The sequence below is a fragment of the Veillonella sp. CAG:933 genome (assembly GCF_000431435.1).
Taxonomy (GTDB): Bacteria; Bacillota; Negativicutes; order Veillonellales; family Veillonellaceae; genus Veillonella_A.
Map to the genome: position 1 here is coordinate 1 of NZ_HF986203.1, position 22,332 is coordinate 22,332.

General features: G+C 42.1%; 29 protein-coding genes. 1 reads left to right on the forward strand and 28 read right to left on the reverse strand.

All coding sequences use genetic code 11. The features are described from left to right. Positions 1-152: 152 nt before the first annotated feature. From QZL64_RS07130 to QZL64_RS07160, 7 genes are all read right to left on the reverse strand, one after another. Positions 153-1,697 (reverse strand): WG repeat-containing protein, encoded by a 1,545-nt coding sequence (locus QZL64_RS07130; RefSeq protein WP_021841323.1) that lies wholly within the window; start codon positions 1,695-1,697, stop codon positions 153-155. A 176-nt stretch (positions 1,698-1,873) separates the two neighbouring features. Beyond that, positions 1,874-2,074 (reverse strand): helix-turn-helix domain-containing protein, encoded by a 201-nt coding sequence (locus tag QZL64_RS07135; protein ID WP_021841324.1) that lies wholly within the window; start codon positions 2,072-2,074, stop codon positions 1,874-1,876. Between the two features lie 548 nt (positions 2,075-2,622). Continuing rightward, positions 2,623-3,171, reverse strand: coding sequence for a hypothetical protein (locus tag QZL64_RS07140; protein WP_021841325.1), 549 nt, complete (start codon positions 3,169-3,171; stop codon positions 2,623-2,625). Positions 3,172-3,219: 48 nt separating this feature from the next. Then, positions 3,220-3,741: an N-acetylmuramoyl-L-alanine amidase family protein gene (locus QZL64_RS07145; RefSeq protein ID WP_021841326.1), complete on the reverse strand. Its 522-nt coding sequence runs from the start codon at positions 3,739-3,741 to the stop codon at positions 3,220-3,222. 10 nt (positions 3,742-3,751) lie between these two features. Further along, a complete protein-coding gene (locus QZL64_RS07150) occupies positions 3,752-4,282 on the reverse strand; it encodes a phage holin family protein (RefSeq protein ID WP_021841327.1) in 531 nt (176 codons plus the stop codon). Then, on the reverse strand, positions 4,279-4,428 hold the full coding sequence (locus QZL64_RS07155) for a hypothetical protein (protein WP_021841328.1): 150 nt from the start codon (positions 4,426-4,428) through the stop codon (positions 4,279-4,281). Before QZL64_RS07155 ends, QZL64_RS07150 begins: the two co-directional genes overlap by 4 nt. Positions 4,429-4,430: 2 nt before the next feature. Next, the gene (locus QZL64_RS07160) at positions 4,431-4,856 is read right to left on the reverse strand and encodes a hypothetical protein (protein ID WP_021841329.1); all 426 of its coding nucleotides are present in this window, start codon (positions 4,854-4,856) and stop codon (positions 4,431-4,433) included. Positions 4,857-4,897: 41 nt separating this feature from the next. Between QZL64_RS07160 and QZL64_RS07165 the strand changes: the two genes are divergently transcribed. Continuing rightward, positions 4,898-5,908 carry a tyrosine-type recombinase/integrase gene (locus QZL64_RS07165; RefSeq protein ID WP_156704293.1) on the forward strand — a complete coding sequence of 337 codons (1,011 nt, stop codon included), beginning with the start codon at positions 4,898-4,900 and terminating at the stop codon, positions 5,906-5,908. 403 nt (positions 5,909-6,311) lie between these two features. On the opposite strand, the gene QZL64_RS07170 is transcribed toward QZL64_RS07165, so the two are convergent. The 21 genes from QZL64_RS07170 to QZL64_RS07270 form a co-directional block, all read right to left on the reverse strand. Further along, entirely contained in the window at positions 6,312-7,643 is a 1,332-nt protein-coding gene (locus tag QZL64_RS07170) for a gp53-like domain-containing protein (protein ID WP_021841331.1), read from the reverse strand. Beyond that, positions 7,630-8,265 carry a putative phage tail protein gene (locus QZL64_RS07175; RefSeq protein ID WP_021841332.1) on the reverse strand — a complete coding sequence of 212 codons (636 nt, stop codon included), beginning with the start codon at positions 8,263-8,265 and terminating at the stop codon, positions 7,630-7,632. Before QZL64_RS07175 ends, QZL64_RS07170 begins: the two co-directional genes overlap by 14 nt. After that, positions 8,262-9,275, reverse strand: a complete 1,014-nt coding sequence (locus QZL64_RS07180) for a baseplate J/gp47 family protein (protein ID WP_021841333.1) — start codon at positions 9,273-9,275, stop codon at positions 8,262-8,264. The genes QZL64_RS07175 and QZL64_RS07180 overlap by 4 nt, the downstream gene beginning before the upstream one ends. Next, positions 9,268-9,696, reverse strand: coding sequence for a DUF2634 domain-containing protein (locus tag QZL64_RS07185; RefSeq protein WP_021841334.1), 429 nt, complete (start codon positions 9,694-9,696; stop codon positions 9,268-9,270). The genes QZL64_RS07180 and QZL64_RS07185 overlap by 8 nt, the downstream gene beginning before the upstream one ends. Next, entirely contained in the window at positions 9,693-10,127 is a 435-nt protein-coding gene (locus QZL64_RS07190) for a DUF2577 family protein (RefSeq protein WP_021841335.1), read from the reverse strand. The genes QZL64_RS07185 and QZL64_RS07190 overlap by 4 nt, the downstream gene beginning before the upstream one ends. Continuing rightward, positions 10,127-11,119, reverse strand: coding sequence for an XkdQ/YqbQ family protein (locus tag QZL64_RS07195; RefSeq protein WP_021841336.1), 993 nt, complete (start codon positions 11,117-11,119; stop codon positions 10,127-10,129). Before QZL64_RS07195 ends, QZL64_RS07190 begins: the two co-directional genes overlap by 1 nt. Positions 11,120-11,121: 2 nt before the next feature. Next, on the reverse strand, positions 11,122-11,817 hold the full coding sequence (locus QZL64_RS07200) for a hypothetical protein (RefSeq protein WP_021841337.1): 696 nt from the start codon (positions 11,815-11,817) through the stop codon (positions 11,122-11,124). After that, positions 11,817-14,708 carry a phage tail tape measure protein gene (locus QZL64_RS07205; protein WP_021841338.1) on the reverse strand — a complete coding sequence of 964 codons (2,892 nt, stop codon included), beginning with the start codon at positions 14,706-14,708 and terminating at the stop codon, positions 11,817-11,819. The genes QZL64_RS07200 and QZL64_RS07205 overlap by 1 nt, the downstream gene beginning before the upstream one ends. 184 nt (positions 14,709-14,892) lie before the next feature. Beyond that, positions 14,893-15,255: a phage tail assembly chaperone gene (locus QZL64_RS07210; protein ID WP_021841339.1), complete on the reverse strand. Its 363-nt coding sequence runs from the start codon at positions 15,253-15,255 to the stop codon at positions 14,893-14,895. A 12-nt stretch (positions 15,256-15,267) separates the two neighbouring features. Then, a complete protein-coding gene (locus QZL64_RS07215) occupies positions 15,268-15,723 on the reverse strand; it encodes a phage tail tube protein (RefSeq protein WP_021841340.1) in 456 nt (151 codons plus the stop codon). Between the two features lie 20 nt (positions 15,724-15,743). Next, entirely contained in the window at positions 15,744-16,889 is a 1,146-nt protein-coding gene (locus tag QZL64_RS07220) for a phage tail sheath subtilisin-like domain-containing protein (RefSeq protein ID WP_021841341.1), read from the reverse strand. A 1-nt stretch (position 16,890) separates the two neighbouring features. After that, on the reverse strand, positions 16,891-17,340 hold the full coding sequence (locus tag QZL64_RS07225; RefSeq protein ID WP_021841342.1) for a phage tail terminator family protein: 450 nt from the start codon (positions 17,338-17,340) through the stop codon (positions 16,891-16,893). Then, positions 17,333-17,689: an HK97 gp10 family phage protein gene (locus QZL64_RS07230; RefSeq protein ID WP_021841343.1), complete on the reverse strand. Its 357-nt coding sequence runs from the start codon at positions 17,687-17,689 to the stop codon at positions 17,333-17,335. Before QZL64_RS07230 ends, QZL64_RS07225 begins: the two co-directional genes overlap by 8 nt. Beyond that, positions 17,690-18,049, reverse strand: coding sequence for a hypothetical protein (locus QZL64_RS07235; protein ID WP_156704280.1), 360 nt, complete (start codon positions 18,047-18,049; stop codon positions 17,690-17,692). After that, on the reverse strand, positions 18,042-18,416 hold the full coding sequence (locus QZL64_RS07240) for a hypothetical protein (RefSeq protein WP_021841345.1): 375 nt from the start codon (positions 18,414-18,416) through the stop codon (positions 18,042-18,044). The genes QZL64_RS07235 and QZL64_RS07240 overlap by 8 nt, the downstream gene beginning before the upstream one ends. Positions 18,417-18,467: 51 nt before the next feature. Then, entirely contained in the window at positions 18,468-18,725 is a 258-nt protein-coding gene (locus tag QZL64_RS07245; protein ID WP_021841346.1) for a hypothetical protein, read from the reverse strand. Beyond that, positions 18,712-20,181 carry a minor capsid protein gene (locus QZL64_RS07250; RefSeq protein WP_021841347.1) on the reverse strand — a complete coding sequence of 490 codons (1,470 nt, stop codon included), beginning with the start codon at positions 20,179-20,181 and terminating at the stop codon, positions 18,712-18,714. The genes QZL64_RS07245 and QZL64_RS07250 overlap by 14 nt, the downstream gene beginning before the upstream one ends. 12 nt (positions 20,182-20,193) lie before the next feature. Next, positions 20,194-21,159, reverse strand: a complete 966-nt coding sequence (locus QZL64_RS07255; RefSeq protein WP_021841348.1) for a major capsid protein — start codon at positions 21,157-21,159, stop codon at positions 20,194-20,196. Positions 21,160-21,169: 10 nt separating this feature from the next. Continuing rightward, complete coding sequence (locus tag QZL64_RS07260) at positions 21,170-21,796, reverse strand: phage scaffolding protein (RefSeq protein ID WP_021841349.1); 627 nt, start codon at positions 21,794-21,796, stop codon at positions 21,170-21,172. A 63-nt stretch (positions 21,797-21,859) separates the two neighbouring features. After that, a complete protein-coding gene (locus QZL64_RS07265) occupies positions 21,860-22,135 on the reverse strand; it encodes a hypothetical protein (RefSeq protein WP_021841350.1) in 276 nt (91 codons plus the stop codon). Next, positions 22,122-22,332: phage portal protein (locus tag QZL64_RS07270; RefSeq protein ID WP_296309436.1), on the reverse strand; the 211-nt coding region annotated here is incomplete at its 5' end. The genes QZL64_RS07270 and QZL64_RS07265, both read right to left, overlap by 14 nt.

A 22,332-nucleotide genomic window follows, 5' to 3' on the forward strand; every position in this document is an offset into this window, starting at 1 on the left:
AAGCCACACACACTTTTTGTCCTATAAGCCTGCATATCTTATAACATTTTCATAAAAACACAAAAGCTGAGACAACAAATCGTTGCCTCAGCTTTTTTAGTTATATGGACTATCGATAAACCGATTCAAAACTTAGGGTTATAGGACAAAACTTATCGGAATATCATCACGGCTTCGCCCGTAGGCACAATAAATTGAATATCTTTGTAAGTCGGTTCAACGAGCCACTGACCGTTAATCGTCATAATCCCCCATTTACCGCCTACTTTTACGGCTGTATAATCGCCGATAAAATTAGAAACTTTCTGAATTTTGATATCCTTAGCTTCATATACGACCTGACCTGTTTTATCGATGATTTTATACCCTGTAAAACCATCACCTAAGAGTGAATCGCCCGTAACCCAAGCGTATCCTTCGGCACCGTAATAGGTATGTTTAGCACCCTTGGATAAACTAAATATTTCTGTACGAGCCGGCTCCATTTTATACACCCGCTTGTTATCTGCCGTCGTGGCCACGATATAGCTGTCATTCATAAAATCAATACCGTCGTAAATAAACGGCAATACATTCTTGTTCGTCAAATAGTTCAGTACGCCTCGTTTTTCCGTATGCTTATTCTTAAGTGCAATATACGAATCGGAAAGATTTATGCCTTCAAAGGTATAATCACCAAACGGAATTAGGAAGTTACCTTTTTTATCGACAACAGCCAACTGATTGTCGTTTTCGATAATAGTCCCAAATGGCATCATCGGATACACATAGTCAAGCTTGCTGTCTACCACGATACGGCCATCACGATCGATATAACCGCGCTTTACCTTATCCCGCGCCACTTCAACACCACCGAAGCCGAAAAAGCCGTCGTCATAATCGCCCCAGCCCAAATAACCGCCGTGACCATGACCGACGCCGATGCCGATACCGAGACCGCTGTCACCGCCGCCGAAAATACCGCCAATGGCAAGGCCGCCAAAGCCGCCAAATAAATTAAAGCCCGATGCTCGCCGTTCTATTTGTGCTAATCCATCATTATACGGCGATACATAATCGGCCGCCACCGTAAAGAGTTCACTGCCCGTGCCGTCAATGCCTACAATCTGGCCTTTTTCCGTTTTAACAAAAGCTCGGTCTTCGCTGAACGAAGCTACTACATCTTTATATTTCGGTGCGATTACAATTTGATCGCCTACATTTTTAAAACCATACCGTTTAGTACTTTCATCCTTGAACGGAAAATACAAATCGGAGGCATAGCCCTGGCGCTTAATCATAGGTGCATCCAATTTAACCCCTACGGCCGTTTTATCTTTTGGATTACTGAACACTAATTCATGGCCACGGTTAGCACTGTTTACCGTTTTATAGGCCGGTTGAACAACATATTCACCTTTTGAGTCCAAGAGACCATAGCCTTCCTTGGTTTGCACAATGGCAATGGCGCGATTTATCTCTTTAAGACCATTAGCATCATCCCCTTTTACAGCACTATCAGCCATGGCAACGCCGTCATGCTTCAAGGTTGGCCACAATTGACCGTTAGCTGCATAGGTTACTTCATCACTGAGTACTACTGTAGGGGGCAAATAATTTACCGTGTCGGTTATGGTCGCCTGACTTTGACCGTAACCTAAACAGAATGTACAAACGGCTGCTACCAGCCATGTTTTTGTTCGCTTTGAAACTTTCATATAACTACCTCCCAACAAACGTATTACACACTCACTTGTTAGTTACTCATATTATATACACTACAGAATGAGCGTGGTTAAGCTATTCTCACCCTTTTAGGTTGAGCAACGGTTGAGCAATAAGTAAATCCAAATAAACATAAGGGAACTAAATTTAATTGATATTCATAAGTATATCACTCTTCCGGCTCACCGTATAATCGAGTCATACCGGCTTTCGTAACAAGCCAAGTCCCTCCACTTTTTCGACACTCCACATCAATTATTAGACGTGGAGGTCTACCTTGTATGCCCGTGCATAAATGTTTTACACTAACCTGTGACAGTCCCCATACTTCGGCGGCTTCTTTGGTTGTCATGACATCCGTAAATTTCATACTATTTTCTCACCTCTTGTATAATAGCTATTATCCCCAGAATTAAGGCCAACCCGCCAAACCAATCCCAGCCATATTTATCCATAGATAAATAGACCGATACACTCAATAAAGCTAATACTACTGTTACACTTTTATTTTTCATAACTTCATGATAAGATATAGATGAGCTAGGGGCTTTCGCCCCTAACCCTTGGACAGTCCTTACTTTTTGAAAAGCGTTTTTATTGCTACGGCTATTAGCACTATCTTTTCAATTATTGTAAGGACTTTTTCTATATCGTCCATCATGTTTTTCGCCTCCTCTCTATGGTTTTATTATAACCTTATTCGGTTAAATCGTCGATTAAAATAAATAAAAAAAATGCCCGCAAAGCTAGATTTTTGAACCGACCCCTTAAAGTTAGACTTTTATTTCCGAGAAACCTATTCAGGCTTCTCGGAAATAAAAGTCTAACTTTTTGGGGTCACTACATTTTTCTAACCTTGCGGGCATTTTGCGTACATAACGTCGTACGCCACGAGATATTTGGATCACGCTACCTTTCTTACCACTGTGCCACCGTGTACATAACCGTAGCTCCCTTAATTTTCGTTCCGTCGAATTGAACTAAACCTTCTACTCGGCCTGCTTGGTATCCTACTGTCGGGTAGATTTTATCATTTAATACCGTTACACCGGTTTTAATTTTATGAGGTTTATCCAAACTAATCTTATATACATCGACGGTTTGTTTATCCTCATTAGCGACTACCACTGTTCTATCGCTTGGCGTAACGGCTACGACAGGCAACTCCGGAGATTTAGCTTCAATTGCTTTGGCCGTCTTTTCCGCGGCCTGTGTGACTGTTGGAGCCTTAACTATATAGGATATAACAGGTTTTGCTTTTGCTATTTCATGAACAACCGTATCAGCTTGTTTCGGAGTGATTTTAATATCTTTGGCCAATACCTCCGGTTTAGCCATAGTAGACTGTGGTACCACCTTTGGTACCGTCTCCTTCTGATTGCTATTCACATAGTAGCCTACACATACAATAATTAATACTACAGCGATAACTGCATATAAGACATAATGTAATCGCTTATTCTCCACCTAATCACCCCCAATCTAGTAACTTACACACTAATCGTTTAGTCAGTTTTATTCAGCCCAGTAATCGGTAATCCCGCGTGCAATTGCTCGCACCATTTTATCCAAATTAGTTTCCAATAATCGAAGATCATCCATGTTATCAATGAACGCTAATTCAACGAGGACTGCTACCGCATTTGTACCATTAAGCACCCATAAGCCATCCCGTTGCTTACTGCCGCGGTCTACCGTGTTAACTGACCGGATTATCTGAGACTGTATAAATCCGGCCAATCGTTGGCCATAAAAGGATTTATACAAAGTCTCGGTTCCTCGTGCAATTGTGTTAAATGCATTACAGTGCAACGAGATAAATATATCAGCTCCCCACGCATTACTAGTGGCACACACGTCCCCTAAATCGTCGGACTGTAATGCCTTAACTTCTATACCCGCGGCTTCTAAATAACCGGCAAGCATACGTCCGGCTTTAGCCGCTATATCGCATTCGCGAGTACCGGTAACCGGATTAACAGCACCTGGATCTGGAATACCTCCGGGTGCGTGACCCGGATTTACAAATACTTTCATAGCCTACCTCCTAAAACTTAACCTTGTTCTCAATCTTATCACGTACCAATTCCAAGAAACGCCCCATGCTTTTATTGCCACCGTCTCGAAGATTTTCAAGGATGCTAAGAAATTCGGATGAGCCCAAATACAGCCACACGAGATTAACGGCAAACGATTTTTCGCCTGCTAGCCAGTCAAATAGAAAAGCAGCCGCTGTGACTGTTACATAGGTAAGGACTTTATCACAAAATCCTTTTCGCATATATTCGCTTCTAATCAAATTCAGGTCAAATGCTGTCGGTATGGCTCGGTACTTTTCCCAGGCCGCAATATGTTCCGGATCGTAACCAAAATTATCGACAAGCATACGGTACGCCACACTAGCCCACTTGGTAACCAAATCAAGACCGACTAGCAATATAAATATCCCTAACACTTGTACGTGCTTAAGCCCGATTAACCAAATAGCTACTGCGGCGATAACAGATAAGGCACTTTTTACCCACCATGCGGCAATCAAGGATTCCCACATGTCCTGAAAATACTGTATAGATATCATTTACTGTCCTCCTTTTCCGCTTCGATTTCGGCATCACATTCCGCGATGGCGTCGATGTAGACGTTATATACACAATCTACATCTGGGCAGCGACCGTCTTCAGTAAGTTCAGCCGCGCAATATTCACAATATAATTTATCCTCCATGTTTAAACCTCCTTAATCTTCTGGATCATAGCAGCATTATTAGCCTGATATTGGTCACGCAATTGAGCAGCCAAAGTATCATTCCCCTGCAACAGGGCTGTCAACATACGGTCCTGCAGCGGTGCATTCGCCGCATCAGTTTCGGCCTTAATCGCTTGGATCTTAGCCTTGCGCTTTTCAGCTTCGGTAGGTACGTATGGAGTTGGAATAACAGGTTCTTCACCGCCCCAGACGTATTTACCATCAGCCAGCTTAGCCTGAATGCTAGCGTCTTCATCACGCAAGTAAATCTTGCCAGGATATTCCTTTTGAGCTTTCTCTTCAAGCTCTTTCCAGCTAAAACCGTGAACGTCCATCCAATAAGACGCTAAACGTTTACTCTCTCCGTTTTTGTCAGGCGTATCAAGTATAATTAAATATTGATTCATGACATTATCATTCCTTTCTTTTAAAACTGGAGGTATAAAAAATGAAGTTACCAAACAACTATGGCCAAATCTGTAAACTATCTGGCAATAGAAGAAGGCCTTTTATGGTAAGAAAAACAATCGGCTATGAAAACAAGGGCTGTGCCATTTACCATATTGTTGGTTATTATGCTAGTAAATCAGATGCATTAGATGCACTAGCAAAATTCAATAATACGGACATTCCCACGCCTACTATCACCCTTTCCAAAATTTATAAGTTATGGTTTCCCACTCATTCAAAGCATGTTAGCACTTCAACCTCTAATAGTTATATTAATAGTCTGAAACATTTAGGTGCAGTAGCTACATTACCTATTAATGCTATTAAATATAGACAATTACAGGATGTTATGGATAACATGCTTAATAATAACTTGTCTTATGCTAGCTTAAAAAAAGTTAGATCCTTATTACATCAGTTATATACCTTTGCCATAATTAACGAATGGACCGATAAAAATCTAGCTGAATATTTAATTATCGGCAAAAATACACCGGTTAGGCCACATAAGCCTTTTACCACTGCTCAAATCAATAAGTTATGGCGTTCTAGCAACCCTAACCGCATCATACCCTTGATTATGCTTTATACCGGTATGAGAAGTACTGAACTACGGCATTTAAAGCGTTCAGATATTAACATCAAGCAAAAATACTTTGACATTAAAACATCTAAGACTAAAGCCGGTATTAGAATCATTCCCATACATGAAAGACTATGGCCTATTATCCAAACCCTATTGAGCAATAACAATAAATACTTGCTTGGAGATACTATAATTACATATGCTCAGCTTTCTCGAAAATTTAAAGATGTAATGACTACGATAAAAGCCAATCATACCACTCATGACTGTAGGCATACATTTGCAACATTATTAGATAATGCCAATGCAAACTATAATGCTAAAAGGCGTTTGCTTGGTCATGCTGCTAATAATGTTACAGATGGTGTATATACCCACAAAGCCTTACCACAGCTGAGGAAAACTATAAGATTACTGAAATAATGTTTACAATATGTTCATTATTATGTCATTCTTAATTTCTTAATATTGCCATAGCATAAGCTTTTACTCATGCTTCTAATTTGTTTATTACTAAGACATTATCAATCCATTTCTTACTGTCTTTTATTATCACCTCCTTACCCAAGGTGGAGCAACCGGCCGACCGGCTAATAATGCAGCCACGGCAAACTTTGCGATAGCTTTTAATAATACGGATTATATTATTATTCCGGTTGGCGTTATTGACGCAAGCGACAGTAAATTCAGCTTAACTGTTAACGTTTTAAAAGACTATAAAACGGCTAATAGTTGTACATTCCGTACATCCGATGCTATCGCTCCGGCGTGCTATTATGTGGCTTTTAGCCGGCAGAATTAAACGCCAATAATTAATATGGATTGTTTAAATACCGGCAACCAACCAATTTACACCGCGTTCACCTTCTCCATTTTGGGTGTGTAAACCGATTTGCAAAGATGTAGTATCAGCGGTTGCTCCGGCTACAAATTGCCATGATGGATTAGCCCCCTGTGCCGGGTCGTCCCATGCAATCAGCGGCTTAAATGCTTTATTTGTAAAATTAATTGGGAATGGTATTGTCTTTACTTGCCGTTCAGGAATTATATTCCATCCACCTTGGATAATTAACCCTCCAAAGAGTCGCCCAAGGCTTATTGACCAAGCATTCGGATTATCAAAATTGTACTTAACTCCAAACTGTGACAATGTCTCCGAACCGATAGCATCCATAACACCTTTGATAAAATTTCGGTCTGTCAAAAACGACAATAAAGCCGATTTAACAAATGACGTACTCGCCGCTTGCGTATCATTAGAGCTAGATGATGCAGTAGGTACTCGTGGCGTACCGGTGAATGTCGGAGAGCTTAACGGAGCCTTAAGGGCTAATAAATTAGTAATAGTCGTTGCAAAATTAGGATCGTCACCTAATGCAGCCGCCAGCTTATCGAGAGTATCCAGTGTTCCCGGTGCCGAATTAATCAGCTTGGCTACTGCCGATGCGATCTCTCGGAACACGTACGCTGTAGATGCAATACGAGTCGAGTTATCTCCGGAACTCGCTGTTGTCGTATACGTCGCGTTAGTGGCCGATGTGGCACTGCCCGCGTGTGCGACATTATCAATCGTAATAGTCGTACTTGTATTATCGCCTTTAGTAATCTGGAATGTGGCATCATTTACACGAGTCACATTTTTAACAAAGTTATTAAAAATAACCTCGTGGGAAGATGTATCGGCATCATGATCCTCTAATTCCTCACGAGTAGCGTACTGCTGAGAGTTGAATTTAACGATTACATTAACTTGAGCATCAACCCCAAGGGCTATCGTTACACGTTTCTCGTTATATTGAGACGATGCCGGTGTGTAAGATGCATTCGATGCATACGTATAAGCGAATAAATATTCTTGCCCGTTCTGTCCTACTTTAGCGTATACGCCTAATTCGCGTACATAGAAGCCCGTTTTGATCTTAGAGTTATCATACACAGTCGTTAAATATAGCGTATCTTCTTCTCGACGCTTCTTAGTAACACCGCTCTCAATAACCTTGTGAATAAGGCCGGTAAATGATTCCTGCTGTGCGTCTTGTTGCTTGACGCCATCGCCCCACTCTACGCGGGTAAAATAAAGTGCTTTCTCTTCAGCAAGTGCCTGAGTTATCATCGCACGCCCTCGGATTGTAGGCACTATCGGATCATATTGACTCATGATTACCTCCTATAAATACATTGTCAAAAACACTAACCGAGCCGGCATAGGCTACCGGTGCCCTGCCCGTATCAATATCGCCATCGGTACCTTTTTCGATGGACAAAATATCAAATTCTGAGACCGCACCGGCATAAAAAAATTGCCCCTGCGTAAAAAACGCATGAGCAATTAAATATGTCAGATGAGCCGGTTTATAGAAATCCACGATAGCCCGTAATTCATCGAGGACTATCATCGTTTCCATGTCAATCCGGAACACGCCCGGAGCAACATTCTCGACGAGAGTAGCATCCTTGGTGAAAACTACAGAATCGATCAGGGACTGCATACGGTTATTTGTCACCGTATCGCGAGCACGGATTTTCCGCAATAGTGCGATACGTCTGTTTTCTATGGTGCCGGTAGACGGTAACGCATATACACGCTCCCAATCCGCTAGCCCCCAGGTTGCAGTCTCAACAAAAAACTGCTTAGCAATATCGATAACCTTTAATCGGTACTGTTCATGTTCATACGACAAAGTACCTTGCACCGCATTAAATGATTTGTCTTTTGCTAAGAACTTAGGCAAGTATCGCATAACATCGACTTTATACGTACGTAACAACTCAAATATCATTCAATACGCACCTCCCCGATTACGGGCAGTTCTTCATCTGAAAGGGCTACATTCGTCGCATTCCCGTTAAGCAATAACGCCGTATAATCTTCTACACCGGTAGTATGGAAGATAATATCGCCGATTTTAGCAATACTTACATAGCTAGTGGTTATGTTTTTGAAATAATCGACTACGGCGGCCTTGATACTATCCTTATCAGCAAATCCGTTAATTTTAACCGAAATGTCGATTACTTTTTTTGATGCGGATATAACCGTAATTTGAGCACCAATTGGTCGGACTGTTTCAATATAGTCGGTTACTCGCTTAATCAATTCAGCATTAGCCGTATCACGATTGGCATCAACGATAATAACCTTTACCGTATTCGGGCCATTCCAGGTTGGCAACACACTCGCAGAACCGACGCCCGGAACAGCTAACGCCCACTCCAGATAGTGCGATTTATTACCGGTAGTGCCTGGATTGCGAACATGGAGTAAATAACGAGCAAGGAGTGCCTTATCGGTTTCCCCGTCATAGCCACCATAGGTAGCCTCCGAATTAGTTACATCGCGTATGCCCGGAATTGACACGGATATAGTATTAATCGCACCGGCCGCCACGTTTCCGTTTGTCCCAGCTACCACAGCCTTTACTGGTATAGTAGCCGTAGTATTAACTGTTACAGATTCTTCAGTTTCAAACTGTATGCCGGTTTCAGTAGCGAATTGGCAGCCTTTAGGTATTTCGCCACTGCCGGATACAGTGACGGTACCCGTAGCCTTTACGGCCAATTTTCGAATAACACCGGCTTCCGCTGCACGAGCTGTCAGGAAATCTCCCCATGCTGTATCAGCGAAGGCAGCATTATATAATTGTTCCAGTTCAACTTCTACTTTTCCGAATTCAATCGAATTTGAAGAGAAAACATCATATTCGAAGGTCCCTTCAATATTACTAACCGGTAGTTCCGAATAGGATTGTAGTTCTTTTAAAATTTCGGCTTGGTCTCTCGCTTTATACATTTACGTTCACCTCTCCATATATAGTAGTTAATATGATGTCGGCCACCACAGTATCAGCATCAGTAGTGGTAAACTCAACAGAATCAATACTGAGGATATACGGGTTAACCATTAAACACTCAACGATAACACGTTTAAGTTCCAAGTACCGTTCTTTGACCTGCATTACCTTACCGATAAACGGTTTAACTTCAATGCCGTATTGCCACGAATAAGCCAGATACTGATAGCGTTCCGTCTGGAGCGCCTTGCCTACCCAAACCTTAATAGCGTCATTTTCGGTAACGATTTTTTGCTTTCCGTTAGAATCGTATTTGAAATTATCGGTGTCGAAGTCCCAATCAAATTCAACAAAAGTAGGTAGTTTTTTAGCTTCTTCAACAGGATTAAAGCCTGTCACAAATGGATAGGCATCACTCATACTAATCGCACCACCTTATCCTCAATCAAGTACAATTGGTCTTCTTGGCCACCGGGATTATAAACCGGAATAACGGATACTCGATCACCGGGCTTAAGTGTATCGGTGTAAATGATATTATCCGTGTACGGGTTATCAATATCATGAGTATGGCTTGCAAATGCAGGCATACCACTGCCGCCCGCTCGTGGTTGAGTTTCCGACTTAATCACGCCCTTAGCAGTACGTTCGTACCCTACGAGCAAGTATTCACTGATGTACACATCTTCTTTTGTCAGAATGATGTCGTTAAGTTGTACCTTTATATCAGGTGGCGATGCTATCACAACACCTATCATAGTTTGTCGTGGCCTTGCATCTTGGGCAATCCCCGTTACCATATCAACAAGCTTAGCCGCCGATTGTGCGGCCGTAGGAATTTGTTCCGGCATTAGCTGCCTCCTTCCTTATTCTTATCAGGATCCTGTTCATCCATAAGATTTTCAAATTCGAGCTCGACCTTCATCGTATGTACGCCATCACTAAATGAATGATGGTCGGACTTAACCCAAAATTGACCGGTTAAATTAGCGATACTGTCGCTAATCTTAATCGAATACGAAGACTTGACCGCATAATCACCGAGTAATTCCAACACACCGGTTCGTTCAGGTCCTTTTAGTAATGCTTTTACAGCTTCTTGAGTATTCACCTTTGGATTCGTTTTATATACATCCTGAATCATGGAATACTTCTTAATATCATCCGTATTCTGCTGATAACCGACCAAGTTTCCTTGCTCATCAGTTATACGGACCGAGTTAACCATGTTTTCGATGCTTTCCCGGTAGGTACTGTTATTAGTATTCACATACTGACTAGCCTCGAACGACTCAATAAGGCTTCCTTTTTCAATGACGTCTAAGCTATCACCCTTCATAAGCATTTGGTACTTTTTACCGGTTGATTTGGATAGTTGAGTATAGGCCATCATAATTATCTGATAGCCTGTTTTTTCGGCCGCAATATAGCTTAATTTTTTATCCGTCTTGGGCAAGGTACCAACCTTTACCCCTAATTCAGCACATACGCCTTTTACAATATCCTCGGCCAATACATTAACAAATTTCTTAGTAGTTTTGGATTTACAAAGAATAAATAGATTGTCATAGCATCGAACGGAAACTAATGAATTTTCAGTATTGCGTTCCACTGAGTATATATTGCCCTGGAATTGTAACTGTCCATCTTCGTCGTAACCATAAATCGTTTGGCCACAATCCAAAGAATGGACGGGAATCAACGCATCCCGCCCATCTTGAACATATGAAAATTCCAAAACTCTAGCCACTTGAATACGTGAGCCGCTCCATTCTACTTTCTGAACTACGGTCGACATATCCACATCGGCGCCAGTGTCGCTAGATTTATATTTAATAATCATAACTACACCTTCAACTTTCGGATCTTCGTTACGTTATTAATGACTAACCCCGTCAAATTATTGCTTTCAACTACACGTCGCCAGTGCTTATAATCACCATAAGCTTTTTTGGCCACGTCCAAAACATCCGCCGCTTTACTAACCATAGTAGCCGTCGTTGCATTAACCTCGCCTGGTCTAGTGCGCAATCCGGTAGCCGCTTCGATTTGATTACTGTTGTTGGCCAACGGTGTGTTTAAATCTTTATGTTCGGTTAAGCTTAGACTGTAATAAATATCGCCACTACCATCACGTTTATCGCAATCAAAAGAACCAATACCGACCGCTAAATTAACATCAAGTCCTGTGATAATAATTCGTACCGGAAGTCGTAGTTCTTTCCACTTTTTAATAAGAGCCATACATTCGGCCGGTTCCTTGTTATCACCAACTACAAAAGGATATTCCCTCTTTAGATTCGGAAAAAATGAACTAAACGAAATAGTTTGTAACTTAGGCATACCGAATACTAAAATTTCGCCAACTTGAGTTACATTCATGGTTTTATTGTTCTGACCGTCGGATATAGTAATCTTGCTTGGGGTTACCGGTAATACAAACCGTTCCCCCTGACAAGATAATACAACCGACTCACGTTCACGGCCCGCCCGCAACAGCGCAATAGACAGAATATTTAATATGGAGCTTAATCCTGCCATTAGTATGCACCTCCATAGTTAGCTTTACTTTGTTCAAATAAACTTACAATCTTATAGGCGATTTTATCGATATCGGCTTCTTCTCGTACCACAAAGGTATTACCGGAGATTGACACACTTGTACTTCCTGATTGACTAACAGGTGTAGGAGCGTTCACCGTAATATTTGGTGAACTACCTAAGTTGGCCAACTCTTTTTGAAGCAATTGAACCGTAGTCGCATGTGGATAGATTCGGGACTTATTCGGCAACTCGATTAACTCGCCACCACGTTCGTTAATTTCAGTCCAACCGCCTCGGAACGAAGTAGTACCGGTAGCATTATGGTCTGCACCGCCCCTAGGATTCCAACCCGTGATACTAGAACCGCGGTCTCTCCATTCAGCTACTTTATTGCTTAAAGGTGTCCAAATATTTTCATCGAACCAGCTTGTCACACCGGACCAACCCCTTTTAATAATATCGATACCGCCATTTATCCCGGATGCAATAATCGATCCGGCTGTTTCAGCCGCACTGGATATTGGTTGCCAAACATTGCCGTCAAACCAATTCGCAACAGGTTCCCAATAAACCTTTACACCATCCCAAGCCGCGCCGGCATATCCGCTAATAGTGTCCCATGTGGCACTGGCGGCATCGCTAATAGGTGTCCACACATTATCGTTTACCCATTGCACCCCAGCATCCCAATAAGGGCTTATTCCTTCCCACAGGGTAGCTCCAATACCGACAATTACGTTAATAGTATCAATAAAACCATCAGTTAACGGTTGAGCAAAATCTTTGATGCTTTCGAATCCATTATTGAGCAATGTTTTCATTGCTTCCCAATCGATATTAGCAAGCCAATCGCCTACTGCATCGCCTCCTATGAATCCGAGGGCCCCGCCTAACAATCCGCCAATAGCCGCACCAGGTGCTGCACCTACACCGCCAAACAAGCTACCGATAGCACCGCCGGCCATTGCTCCAACTTTACCACCGGCCCACATACCGACCAGACCACCGGCACCTTTTACCGTGGCTTTGGCTTTGTCATCTGCTGTAGCAATATTATAAGCAGTAGCCCCTATAGCAACGGCAGCTCCGCCACGTTGTAGCCACTTGCCACCATTACCGCCCATGAATTTCATAAACTTTTGCCAAGGACCCATAGCCGCCGCTCCTTTCGCGGCGCCTCCAGATGCACCGGGCTGTTGTAATCCCGGTAAGCCACCATTGACTATTACGTTAGTTGCATTAACCGTCATGGTATCCATATCGGCATCAGCTCCACCCCCTAAACCGCCCGGAGCAGAACCCTTTCCACCGAAGAGATTTCTAATACCTTTGTAACCTTTATACGCACCGTAGCCAATACCGGCTAACGCTCCGATAGCTAATATAGAGCCTTCGCCGTCTAATTTGGCTGCCTTTTTAACTAAATCTTCAAAGGCCTCTCCGACAGTTTTAAGCACCGCTTTAATCGACAATCCGTTTTTCTCTACTTCTTCACTGAAGTGAGATAACAATTTATCGACCTCTTGCACAAAGGAGCGGATACCGGCGATATTATCACCTTTCATAAGATTCATGATAAAACTATCCCAGTCACCGCCTAATGCTTCTAAGTCACCAAACAAGTTATCCTGACGTCTATCTGCCATTCGTTTGGCGGCTCCGTTTGCATTATCAATCGCCTGTGTTAACGTTTGATATTTTTCCGGTGCAGCATTAACGATAGCTAATAAACCGGACATACCTTCCTGTCCAGATAACATTGACGCATATTGCGCTTGTTGATCCTTACTCAATCCGGCAAAGCCTTTTCGTAAATCATCCAGTACCATACGGAACGGTTTAATGTTTCCGGATGCATCGGTAAGTGACACGCCTAATTTATCCATCGCCGCCGCAGATTGCTTTGTAGGCGATGCCATGCGTGTTAATAAACTACGTAATGCGGTACCAGCCTGTTCACCTTTAATACCGGAATCGGCCATAGTACCAATCGCAATAGACGCATCTTCAATCGTATATCCCAAGGCACCGGCAAGCGGAGCGACATACTTAAATGTGTAGCCCATTTTGGCTACGTCCGTATTTGACTTGGTCGCTGTAGCAGCTAATACGTCAGCAAAATGTCCGGCTCGTTCCGCTTTCAGTCCAAACGCACTCATGGAGTCTGTAACGATATCCGAAACAAGACCTAAATCTTCATTACTAGCGGCTGCTAGATACATAGTACCTTCCAAGCCGCTCAACATTTCCTGCGTATTCCAGCCGGCCATACCCATATACATCAATGCATCTGCTGCTTCTTTAGCACTAAACTTTGTATTAGCACCCATCTGCATGGCTTTTTTAGTTAAGGCTTCGAAATCTTCACCGACAGCACCACTAATCGCCCCTACGGCCGACATCTGCTGTTCAAATTCACCGTATTGTTTGATACTTTCATAGGCACCAAAACCAATACCGGCTGTTCCTAACATGCCTGCAGATGTGCCCCTTAACATTCCGGAGCCGATTCCGGTAAGCGATTGTTTGATTTTATTAATTCCTTGATTCTGACGGATATTAACCGTGGCCGTATACACTTTACCACGGATACTTTCGAGCTGTGATTTAACCCTATTTACTACGCTAGTAGCCTTATCTTTAACCCCTAATGTGACGTTATAACTACCGCTTTTCAGGCCGCTAAGTTTTGTTTTAAGGTTGGTAGCCTTAGTTGTTAAATCTTTTACCGCACTACCGGCTTTTGAGGTAGCACTGTTTACGCCATTCAAACTCAGTCGATTGGCGGTTTCCTCTAACTGCTTAAGACCATTTTTAGCTTTTTTAGCTGTAATGGTCATATTATCCTTCAGCTCTATCGATGCGGATAATTTTACGTCATCGGCCATTTGCTACCCCCTTTCGCCTGTAATTGCATTTGTGCCTTTATTACTTCGAGCTTATATTTTTCTTCTAGCTTCATTGCCTCATAACAAAATATCCGCTCTAACAACGGTAAACTGAAAAAATAGGATAGAGGATGACCTTTTAATAAAAGATAGGCGGCCGTAGCCGCCTCCCAGTCATCCTCAATTAGTTTTTTACAGTTTCGTGCACCTTAGTTTCGATGTCCACACCAAAGCCCGCTGTTTTCATAATAGCCTTAGAGATAGCATACACTTCGCCGGCATCAAATAACTTGCCTACAATATCAAACGGAGATGCGCAATTATAGGCTTCTAACAATGCCATGTCCTTTAAATTTGGTTCAACTACGCTATTAATGATGAGATATTCATCACTAGCGTCCGTCAATTCCATAGCTTCGGTAGCCAATGTGTCGGATGGTTTTGCAACGGTAATGACACCGATAGAAGTAGTTAAGTCGTATAATTCTTTTTTCTTATTAGATAACGCTTCTTTTTTTGCAATTAAATCTTTAACACTAATAGCCATGTTGTAAGCCTCCTATTCAATCGTTTCAATAAATGTAGCATCTTCAGGGGTAAAGCCAAAGGTAAATTCCTTTTCAACGACTTTCCCTTTTTCAAAGGCTAATAAAGTGAGTTCGTTAAACCACACGTTATCAACCGATACACGTTCCGCCTGACCGTCTACTGCATCCGGATCATCAATATCTGCTACTAAAGTGGAACGTGGGTCTGTACCGGCTTTCCATGCTTCGAGCATTTTATTGAGATTGCGGTTAATTACGCTTTTAATCGTAAAGTTACCTTCACCGGCAAGCACTACGATTTTACTATCTTTGCTGTTACCAACAATTACATCTTCACGTTCAGCAGTTACTTTACATTCATATTTGGCAATTTCGAAAATTAATTCGCCGTCCCACCATAAATGACCATGCGAGCCATTCCAACGGCGGCGACCACGGTATTTTACATCTTCTTTATTTCTGCTCATGTGCTACTCCTTTCAATCCATTACATCGTAAAGACGATTTGTAAATTTTCCATCGCATCTACAAACTTAACATCACCAACTAACGCCAATGTGTCACCGGTATTGTAACGACGGATGGCCATAGCAGACATTTTAGTAACATCTTCACCTTGTAATTTTGCGTAATTACGTTGCCATTCTTCATTGATGTCAATAGTATTGTTGCCGTTTGGATCCAAAACGTTACCTTTAAGATTGTTGTAATATACTTCAACAGCCGCACAGAACAACATCTTATTTTCATAGAAGTTAAGGTACGCTCCGGTATATCCACCTTTGAAAGTATCGCGAATATCATCTTTAACCATATGCACGCCTTCCACAATCTTAATTTTGCGGAATTCCTTGCCTTTTTCTTTGGTATAAGAAGTAAACGAGTTAACCGCACGACCAATCTTTACGCCGTTACCGTCTTCCTCATCAAACAAAATCAATTCGCCCTTCTTAACAGCTTCATCCGGATCTTCATATTGTTCGACAGATGCAACTTCCGGCAAACGATAATATGTAGCACTGCGGTCGAGCGAAAGACCTGCTAAAATACCGGCAATACGTGCTGTATACGCAGTAGCGTCGTAAGTCGTATATTCCGGATTGTTCTTGGCATCCATACCGGTCTGTACGTTAATCGCGTCCGTCGTGAAGTTGATGATGCATTCATGGTCACCCTTGTTATTGGCCAATACAGCCTTATAGGTTTTATCCTTGTTTTCAGACATAGCCTTTACCCAAGTGGCAATATCTGTATGCTCTTGGAAGGTACTGTCCGGCGCACAAATATAGTTCCACTTGATGTGTCCAAGTTTTTTCAACGTATTGGCCAATGTAATCTTTGCGTTTTCAACCGTGCTGTCCGGAATGGTATACAATAAGATTTTTGCCGGAGTGCCTTTTAGGCACATTTTAATTAACGCAATACTTTTTTCGGACAATCCGGTTTCGGGAATATCTGTTATGTCATTGATACGATAAAAGTTTTGTACGTCTTTAGTTTCATTGTGTAAAATCATAGCTACAATACCACGCGCCGAACGGGCAATGGCAGTCGCTGCCTTAGTCTTAAAATCAATTAAGACCCAAGGTAACCCATAGTTAGTCTCATTTGTTGTTGCAGAAGGTCTAGCCATACTATTCTCCTTTTCTGTTTACCTCAATATCCAATTCCAAGTTCTGCATCAATTCGTACTCTTCTTCCGGCGTAAACGAATCCGTAAAGTCGAGATTAAAAATATAATGCAGCACCTCGTCAACGATGGTCTGTTCCGCCTTCAAAACGGTAATAGCCCGGTCCTCGACATAAAAAATAGGCCTGATGAGTTCTTCTAACTCATCGGCCTTTTCATATAATTCGGACCGCTTAATTCGCCCTAGCGAATCTTCCAACGGTCTAAACGCAATATCAATTTGTAAATACCTGTCGAAATAGATGCGGTCGAACGTATGCGATACCACATTCATTTCAATGTAGAAATAGCTTTTAGTGGATTTTTCAATATCATCAAAGAACACCTTATAATCAGGGTATTTCTTTTTAAGTAACCCCAGTAAAGCCTGTTGTATTGTCCGTAATCTAATCATGTATTATATTCTCCAAAATAGCCTTCGTGTTTTCTTCAAAGTTCTTTTTGTGAGTCAAAATAGCACGATGGAGCATTTTACGGCCCTTCACAAAACCACCATTTCGTGTGCGATGGCCATACTCAACGTGTGCCGCATACTCCGTATTGTTATATACTTCACACTTGCTTTGAGCCGCTCGACTACGGCGCCAGCTACCTTGTAACCGTCCTGTGTCTTTAGGCGTGTTTTTAACCGCTTCACTGCGTAATATTTCACCCTGCTGTGCGACAAAGCGATTGAGTTTAACCTGTGAATTCGCTATTTTATCAAGCCGTTTATACAGCTCTTCAAAGCCTGTAATCTTCATTCACGCCTCCGTTTTAGCATATACCGATATTTCCTGATGCGTCATATACTTGAACGCTTGCGTCGCCCAAAACGTAAACGTCTGACCTTTGTGCTTAACAATTAATTTGTCATTAGCCAGAATCGTGTAGTCCGGTGCTAAACATAACCGTAAATCGGCCGTTACGAACGTTACGCTATTGGTTGGAGTATTATCGAGGGTATTCTTCCCGGCTTGCCCTAGTTTACACGGTATATCCGCATATACTACGGTTTCGGTAAAAATATCCGCTCCAATATCGTCAACCGCTTCTACTTGCCTAACTACTGTAACACGATCATTACGCATATATCGTTCCAATATGCCCTGATAGTTAACCATTGCGCACCAACTTTCGATACAAGTTCAGTTTCGGCCGTATTTTACCAAACAGCTGATTACTTAATAAATCAGTAGTATCCGCATCCGCAACAGCAAACTCAAACCGTGTGTCATTTTCTTCAAGAGCCTTAAGTGGGCCCGTACCCATATGTTCCGGCTCTGTTATAAAATGCATGGCTATCAGATTAGCCACTGTAAGTACGAGAGTCGTTGGAAAATCGTCTCGGTGGCAATAATCGACAATATCGTATACAAACTGCTCAATTTGTAACTGCTGTAAAGGCATTATATCCTCCACATCAGCGCTAATTTTAACTTTATCGACGATTTGTTCAATCGCCGTTTCAACACTAATATACGTTACCAATGTATCACCTCATTTTGGGCATGAAAAAACCGCCTACATAATGTAAGCGGTTTAAGCTATGTATTTTCTGAGTCTTTTATCATAAGCGGCATACGACTTTAAGAAATATTTGCAAGCCTCTTCTTCTGATAAAAACTCAATTCGGTCTACTTCTTTATTTCGCTCCAAGGCTAAATATACAAATTTATTACCTTCTTTGATTAAGCACAGAGGCGTTTCACTCAGTGGTTTTTGTAACGACCCGATAGCATAATCGTATGGCCAAATATTCTCTTTTTCCATAATTTTAGCTAAGTCATTCATCTTCATAAATTTCCTCCAGGAATTCGCCTAGTAAGTTCTTAACCCTATCCGGTAATCGGTATTGTATTCCCAGCCCTTTTTCGCCAAACCACGGTGCAATTAGCCCTTCTTCTACATTATCCAATAACTTAATAACTCTATACCGATGATAATTAGATGCATTCACATCAACCGTTCTGGGTAACGCCCTTGCTGTAAAATCTATATCCCCAAGGCTGACATATGAGCCCGTATCGCGACCATACCTTGTTAATACTTCCGTGCCGGGTTTTAGTGTAATAATTCTAACATCTCCTATCGCACCATTGTTTGGCGGATATATAGGAGCACCATTATCGTCATAAAATCGTTCTACACCTTCCTTAACTTTATTATAAGGCTGATTTCCTTCCGCGGCAAGTTTTGCAATAAATTCTACTGTCGGAGGTAAGTAATTTTTCTCCATGCCATACTCTTTATCACCTTCGATAAAAACTCGTTTATAGTCTTCATATGGCATAGTCTTAAACAGAGTTAACTTACCTTTATCCTTAGCCGGGTCGTACCCAGTTAACGTTCCGGCTATCGTACTACGGCAATTGGCGTGTAATGGTGGTAAATTTTCCCCTGGAATAGCATCGGCCACTTTGTACACTTCGTTGTTATGGTCCTTACAAACACGAGAAGTACGACTGTCCATGACAGCGATGAACTGATAATACGGCATATCTGCATCACGAATACTATCAAGATTGGCCTGATTATTTACGTAGTTCATCTCGGTACGCACCAAGCGTTCGGCTTCTTTTCTACCGGATTCCATGACCTGTTGTACGTGTTTGGCCATCTTAGTATTGCTTATTCCACGGTGCACACCGTTGGTAACTTCACGCTTAATTACTTTGGCCAACTTCTCGGTATTTCCCCATAGCCGTGTACTGTAATTCTTACCGCTCCACGGATTAGCTAACACCTTGGCAATATCATCCTTGCTCACTAAATTACATGGTACGCCTATGCCGGCAACTCCTAAATCGTAGCGTGCGTGGTAATAATTGTCCTCGTAAGCCCTTGTTAAAAACTCGGTCATCTTATCATCGACAATAATTCCCATCGACAGCAACTCTTTAATCGTGTCACCATATAGCTTATCGAGCCGGGATATGCGACTACGCATGGCCAATACATTAAGCTCTCGCAGCAATTCTTTACTACCGATAGCTTCTATTTGTTTTATATACTCGGCAATATCCATACGCCACGCTCTGAATTCGGGTCCAGTAATTAGCTTTTGGGCTTCGGCAATACTCATTGCATTGTCCTGACTGAACCGGCCATATAGAGCGTTTATTTCATTTTGAATACGTTGCAAGGAACGGGCGTATTGTTCCGCCAGCTCGCGTTCAATTGTCTCTTGACTAATCTGAGTCCATTCGGCCTCCCGTTCCCGGCTACGTCGTTCCCAATACGAATCCTGTCCCATACAACACCTCTATTAAACGATTTTGTGCTTAAACGCTACCATACGAATCTGTTTAGGTTCATATACCAATTCCCAGTTAGTTGCCGTAGACATTTCTGCACGGCTAACAGTTTCGATATTGGCACGAGTTTTGGCGGTGAATTTAACCCCACGTGGATGAAGAATCTGTACACGACGGTTAATTAAGTAATCCACACCGGAACCTTTGCGTTTATCACGGTCGGTTTCAGTAGGAACAAAGCCAACCGGAGAACCATTACCTAATGCAATCGCACCGGAACCGAATAAGAAGGACGTGTATACGCCACCTTCTACCGGGCACCCGTCATCGATGATTACGCGACGTCCCTGGTAAGTGTTGAATTCCACGTTCATGGAATCACGTTCAGTTTCAAGCAAGTTATTTTTGAGTAATAACGCATGTGTTGCAGAATGCATGACAACAGCCGTAAGATTAGCCTTGCTATCACCCAATAACTGGCAAGCATCAATAAAGCTGGATGCACTGAACACCGCCGCACGACCGGTAGAACCGGAAATATCCAACACGTGCTGCTTCATTGTAGTAGCGCCGAATACGCCTTTTAATGTTGCTAACAAGTCTTTCTGAAGTTCGCGTGCCCAGTAAGCACCGACTAAAGTACCAATAGCTTTCATTGGATCCGCGCCGGCTAATTGAGCACTTAAATCAGTCGCAGACCACATTTGTGCACGACGGAATGTTGCCGATTGGTCCTTTTTAGATTCAATTTTCTGTGCGGTTAAATCTTGACCTTCAATAACATCAGACGCATCACCGGTCAAATCGGCGAAGAATGGCATATTGTGGATAGATGCTGCTTCGCTTGCCAATTTGTCAAATTCCGGGGAATTAACCACGATGCCACTTTGCACCAATGCACTTAATTCCATAGTTCGCTTGATAGTATACGGTGTAAAAATCTCCGGTACGATTACATCACTTAAAGTTGTTCCCATTATGTTCCTCCTAATCTAATACAATCCCCGCAGCGGCCGCTAATCGACGTGCCTCTGTTGGGTTTTCCTTAAATAATTTACCTTGTTTTGTTAAGTTTTCCGTTTCGGCCGCAAACGGATTCACTACAGGCGTTTGGCCGCCTTTTGGTGTATAGCCCTGACTCCCGGATGTAGATTTAAACAAAAATGCTTTATTTTTCTGTAACGCTTCTACCTGTTCCGTTAATCCAGTAATACTACCGTCATCATTCACAATTAACTTATCCCGATTAATCAAACCACTAACAATATCAACGTCCTGTGCTTTATCGACAATTTGTAAGGCAATCGCATTATCGAGCTTTAACTTTTTGAGCTGAGACTCATATTCCGCTTGATCGGCCTTCTGCTTCTCGGTTAATTCGCTGATTTGCTTTTGCAAGCCTTCTATGTCTTTGGCACCTTCCGCTTGTTTTTGTAATGCTTTCATTTCTTTATTACGGGCTGTCAATTGTTCTTCCAAAGCTTTTTTTGCGGTATTTACTTCGTTAAAGCGTCCTTTTGGCACGTATTCCCCGTCGAGATATGCCTTAATAGCAGCCGTCGCCGCTTCTGCTTTATCTTCAGTAATGCCTAATTGTTTTAACAATTCTTCCATTGTTGTCCTTTCCGGTTTTTACCGAGGTTACCTGCCTCGAGGAATAAAAATAGCGAAATATTACTATTTCGCTTTGACTATTCGTTTTGTAGTTTTAGGTTTTTCTTCAACTTTTACTTCTTCTACCGGTTCAGGTACAAGTTTTACATCTTCTACCGGTGCCGTTTCGGTTTCAGGATATACGTTTTCTTCCTTCATAACCTCTACCGCAGTTTTATACGATGTAACACAATACTGTAATACAGATTTGACTTCGCTAGTCGTACCGTACACTTCGTATAAAAGTTTAACCGGTGCATCCTCTCCAAATGATTCAATATAAGCTCTAAGCGTTTCCATCTTCTTCACCTCCCGTGTTGTTAAATTCATACGATGCCAGTTCGGCTTCTTTTTCTTTGGCCAACTGTTCTTCTTCGGCTTCCACGTCTTCAACAAATGGATGTGCCTTAATAATTGTTTTATCCGAAATAATACCCTTAGACTTAGAACACATATCCACTAACTCGGCGTCATTGCGAATCATGGTGCGTGTCCAC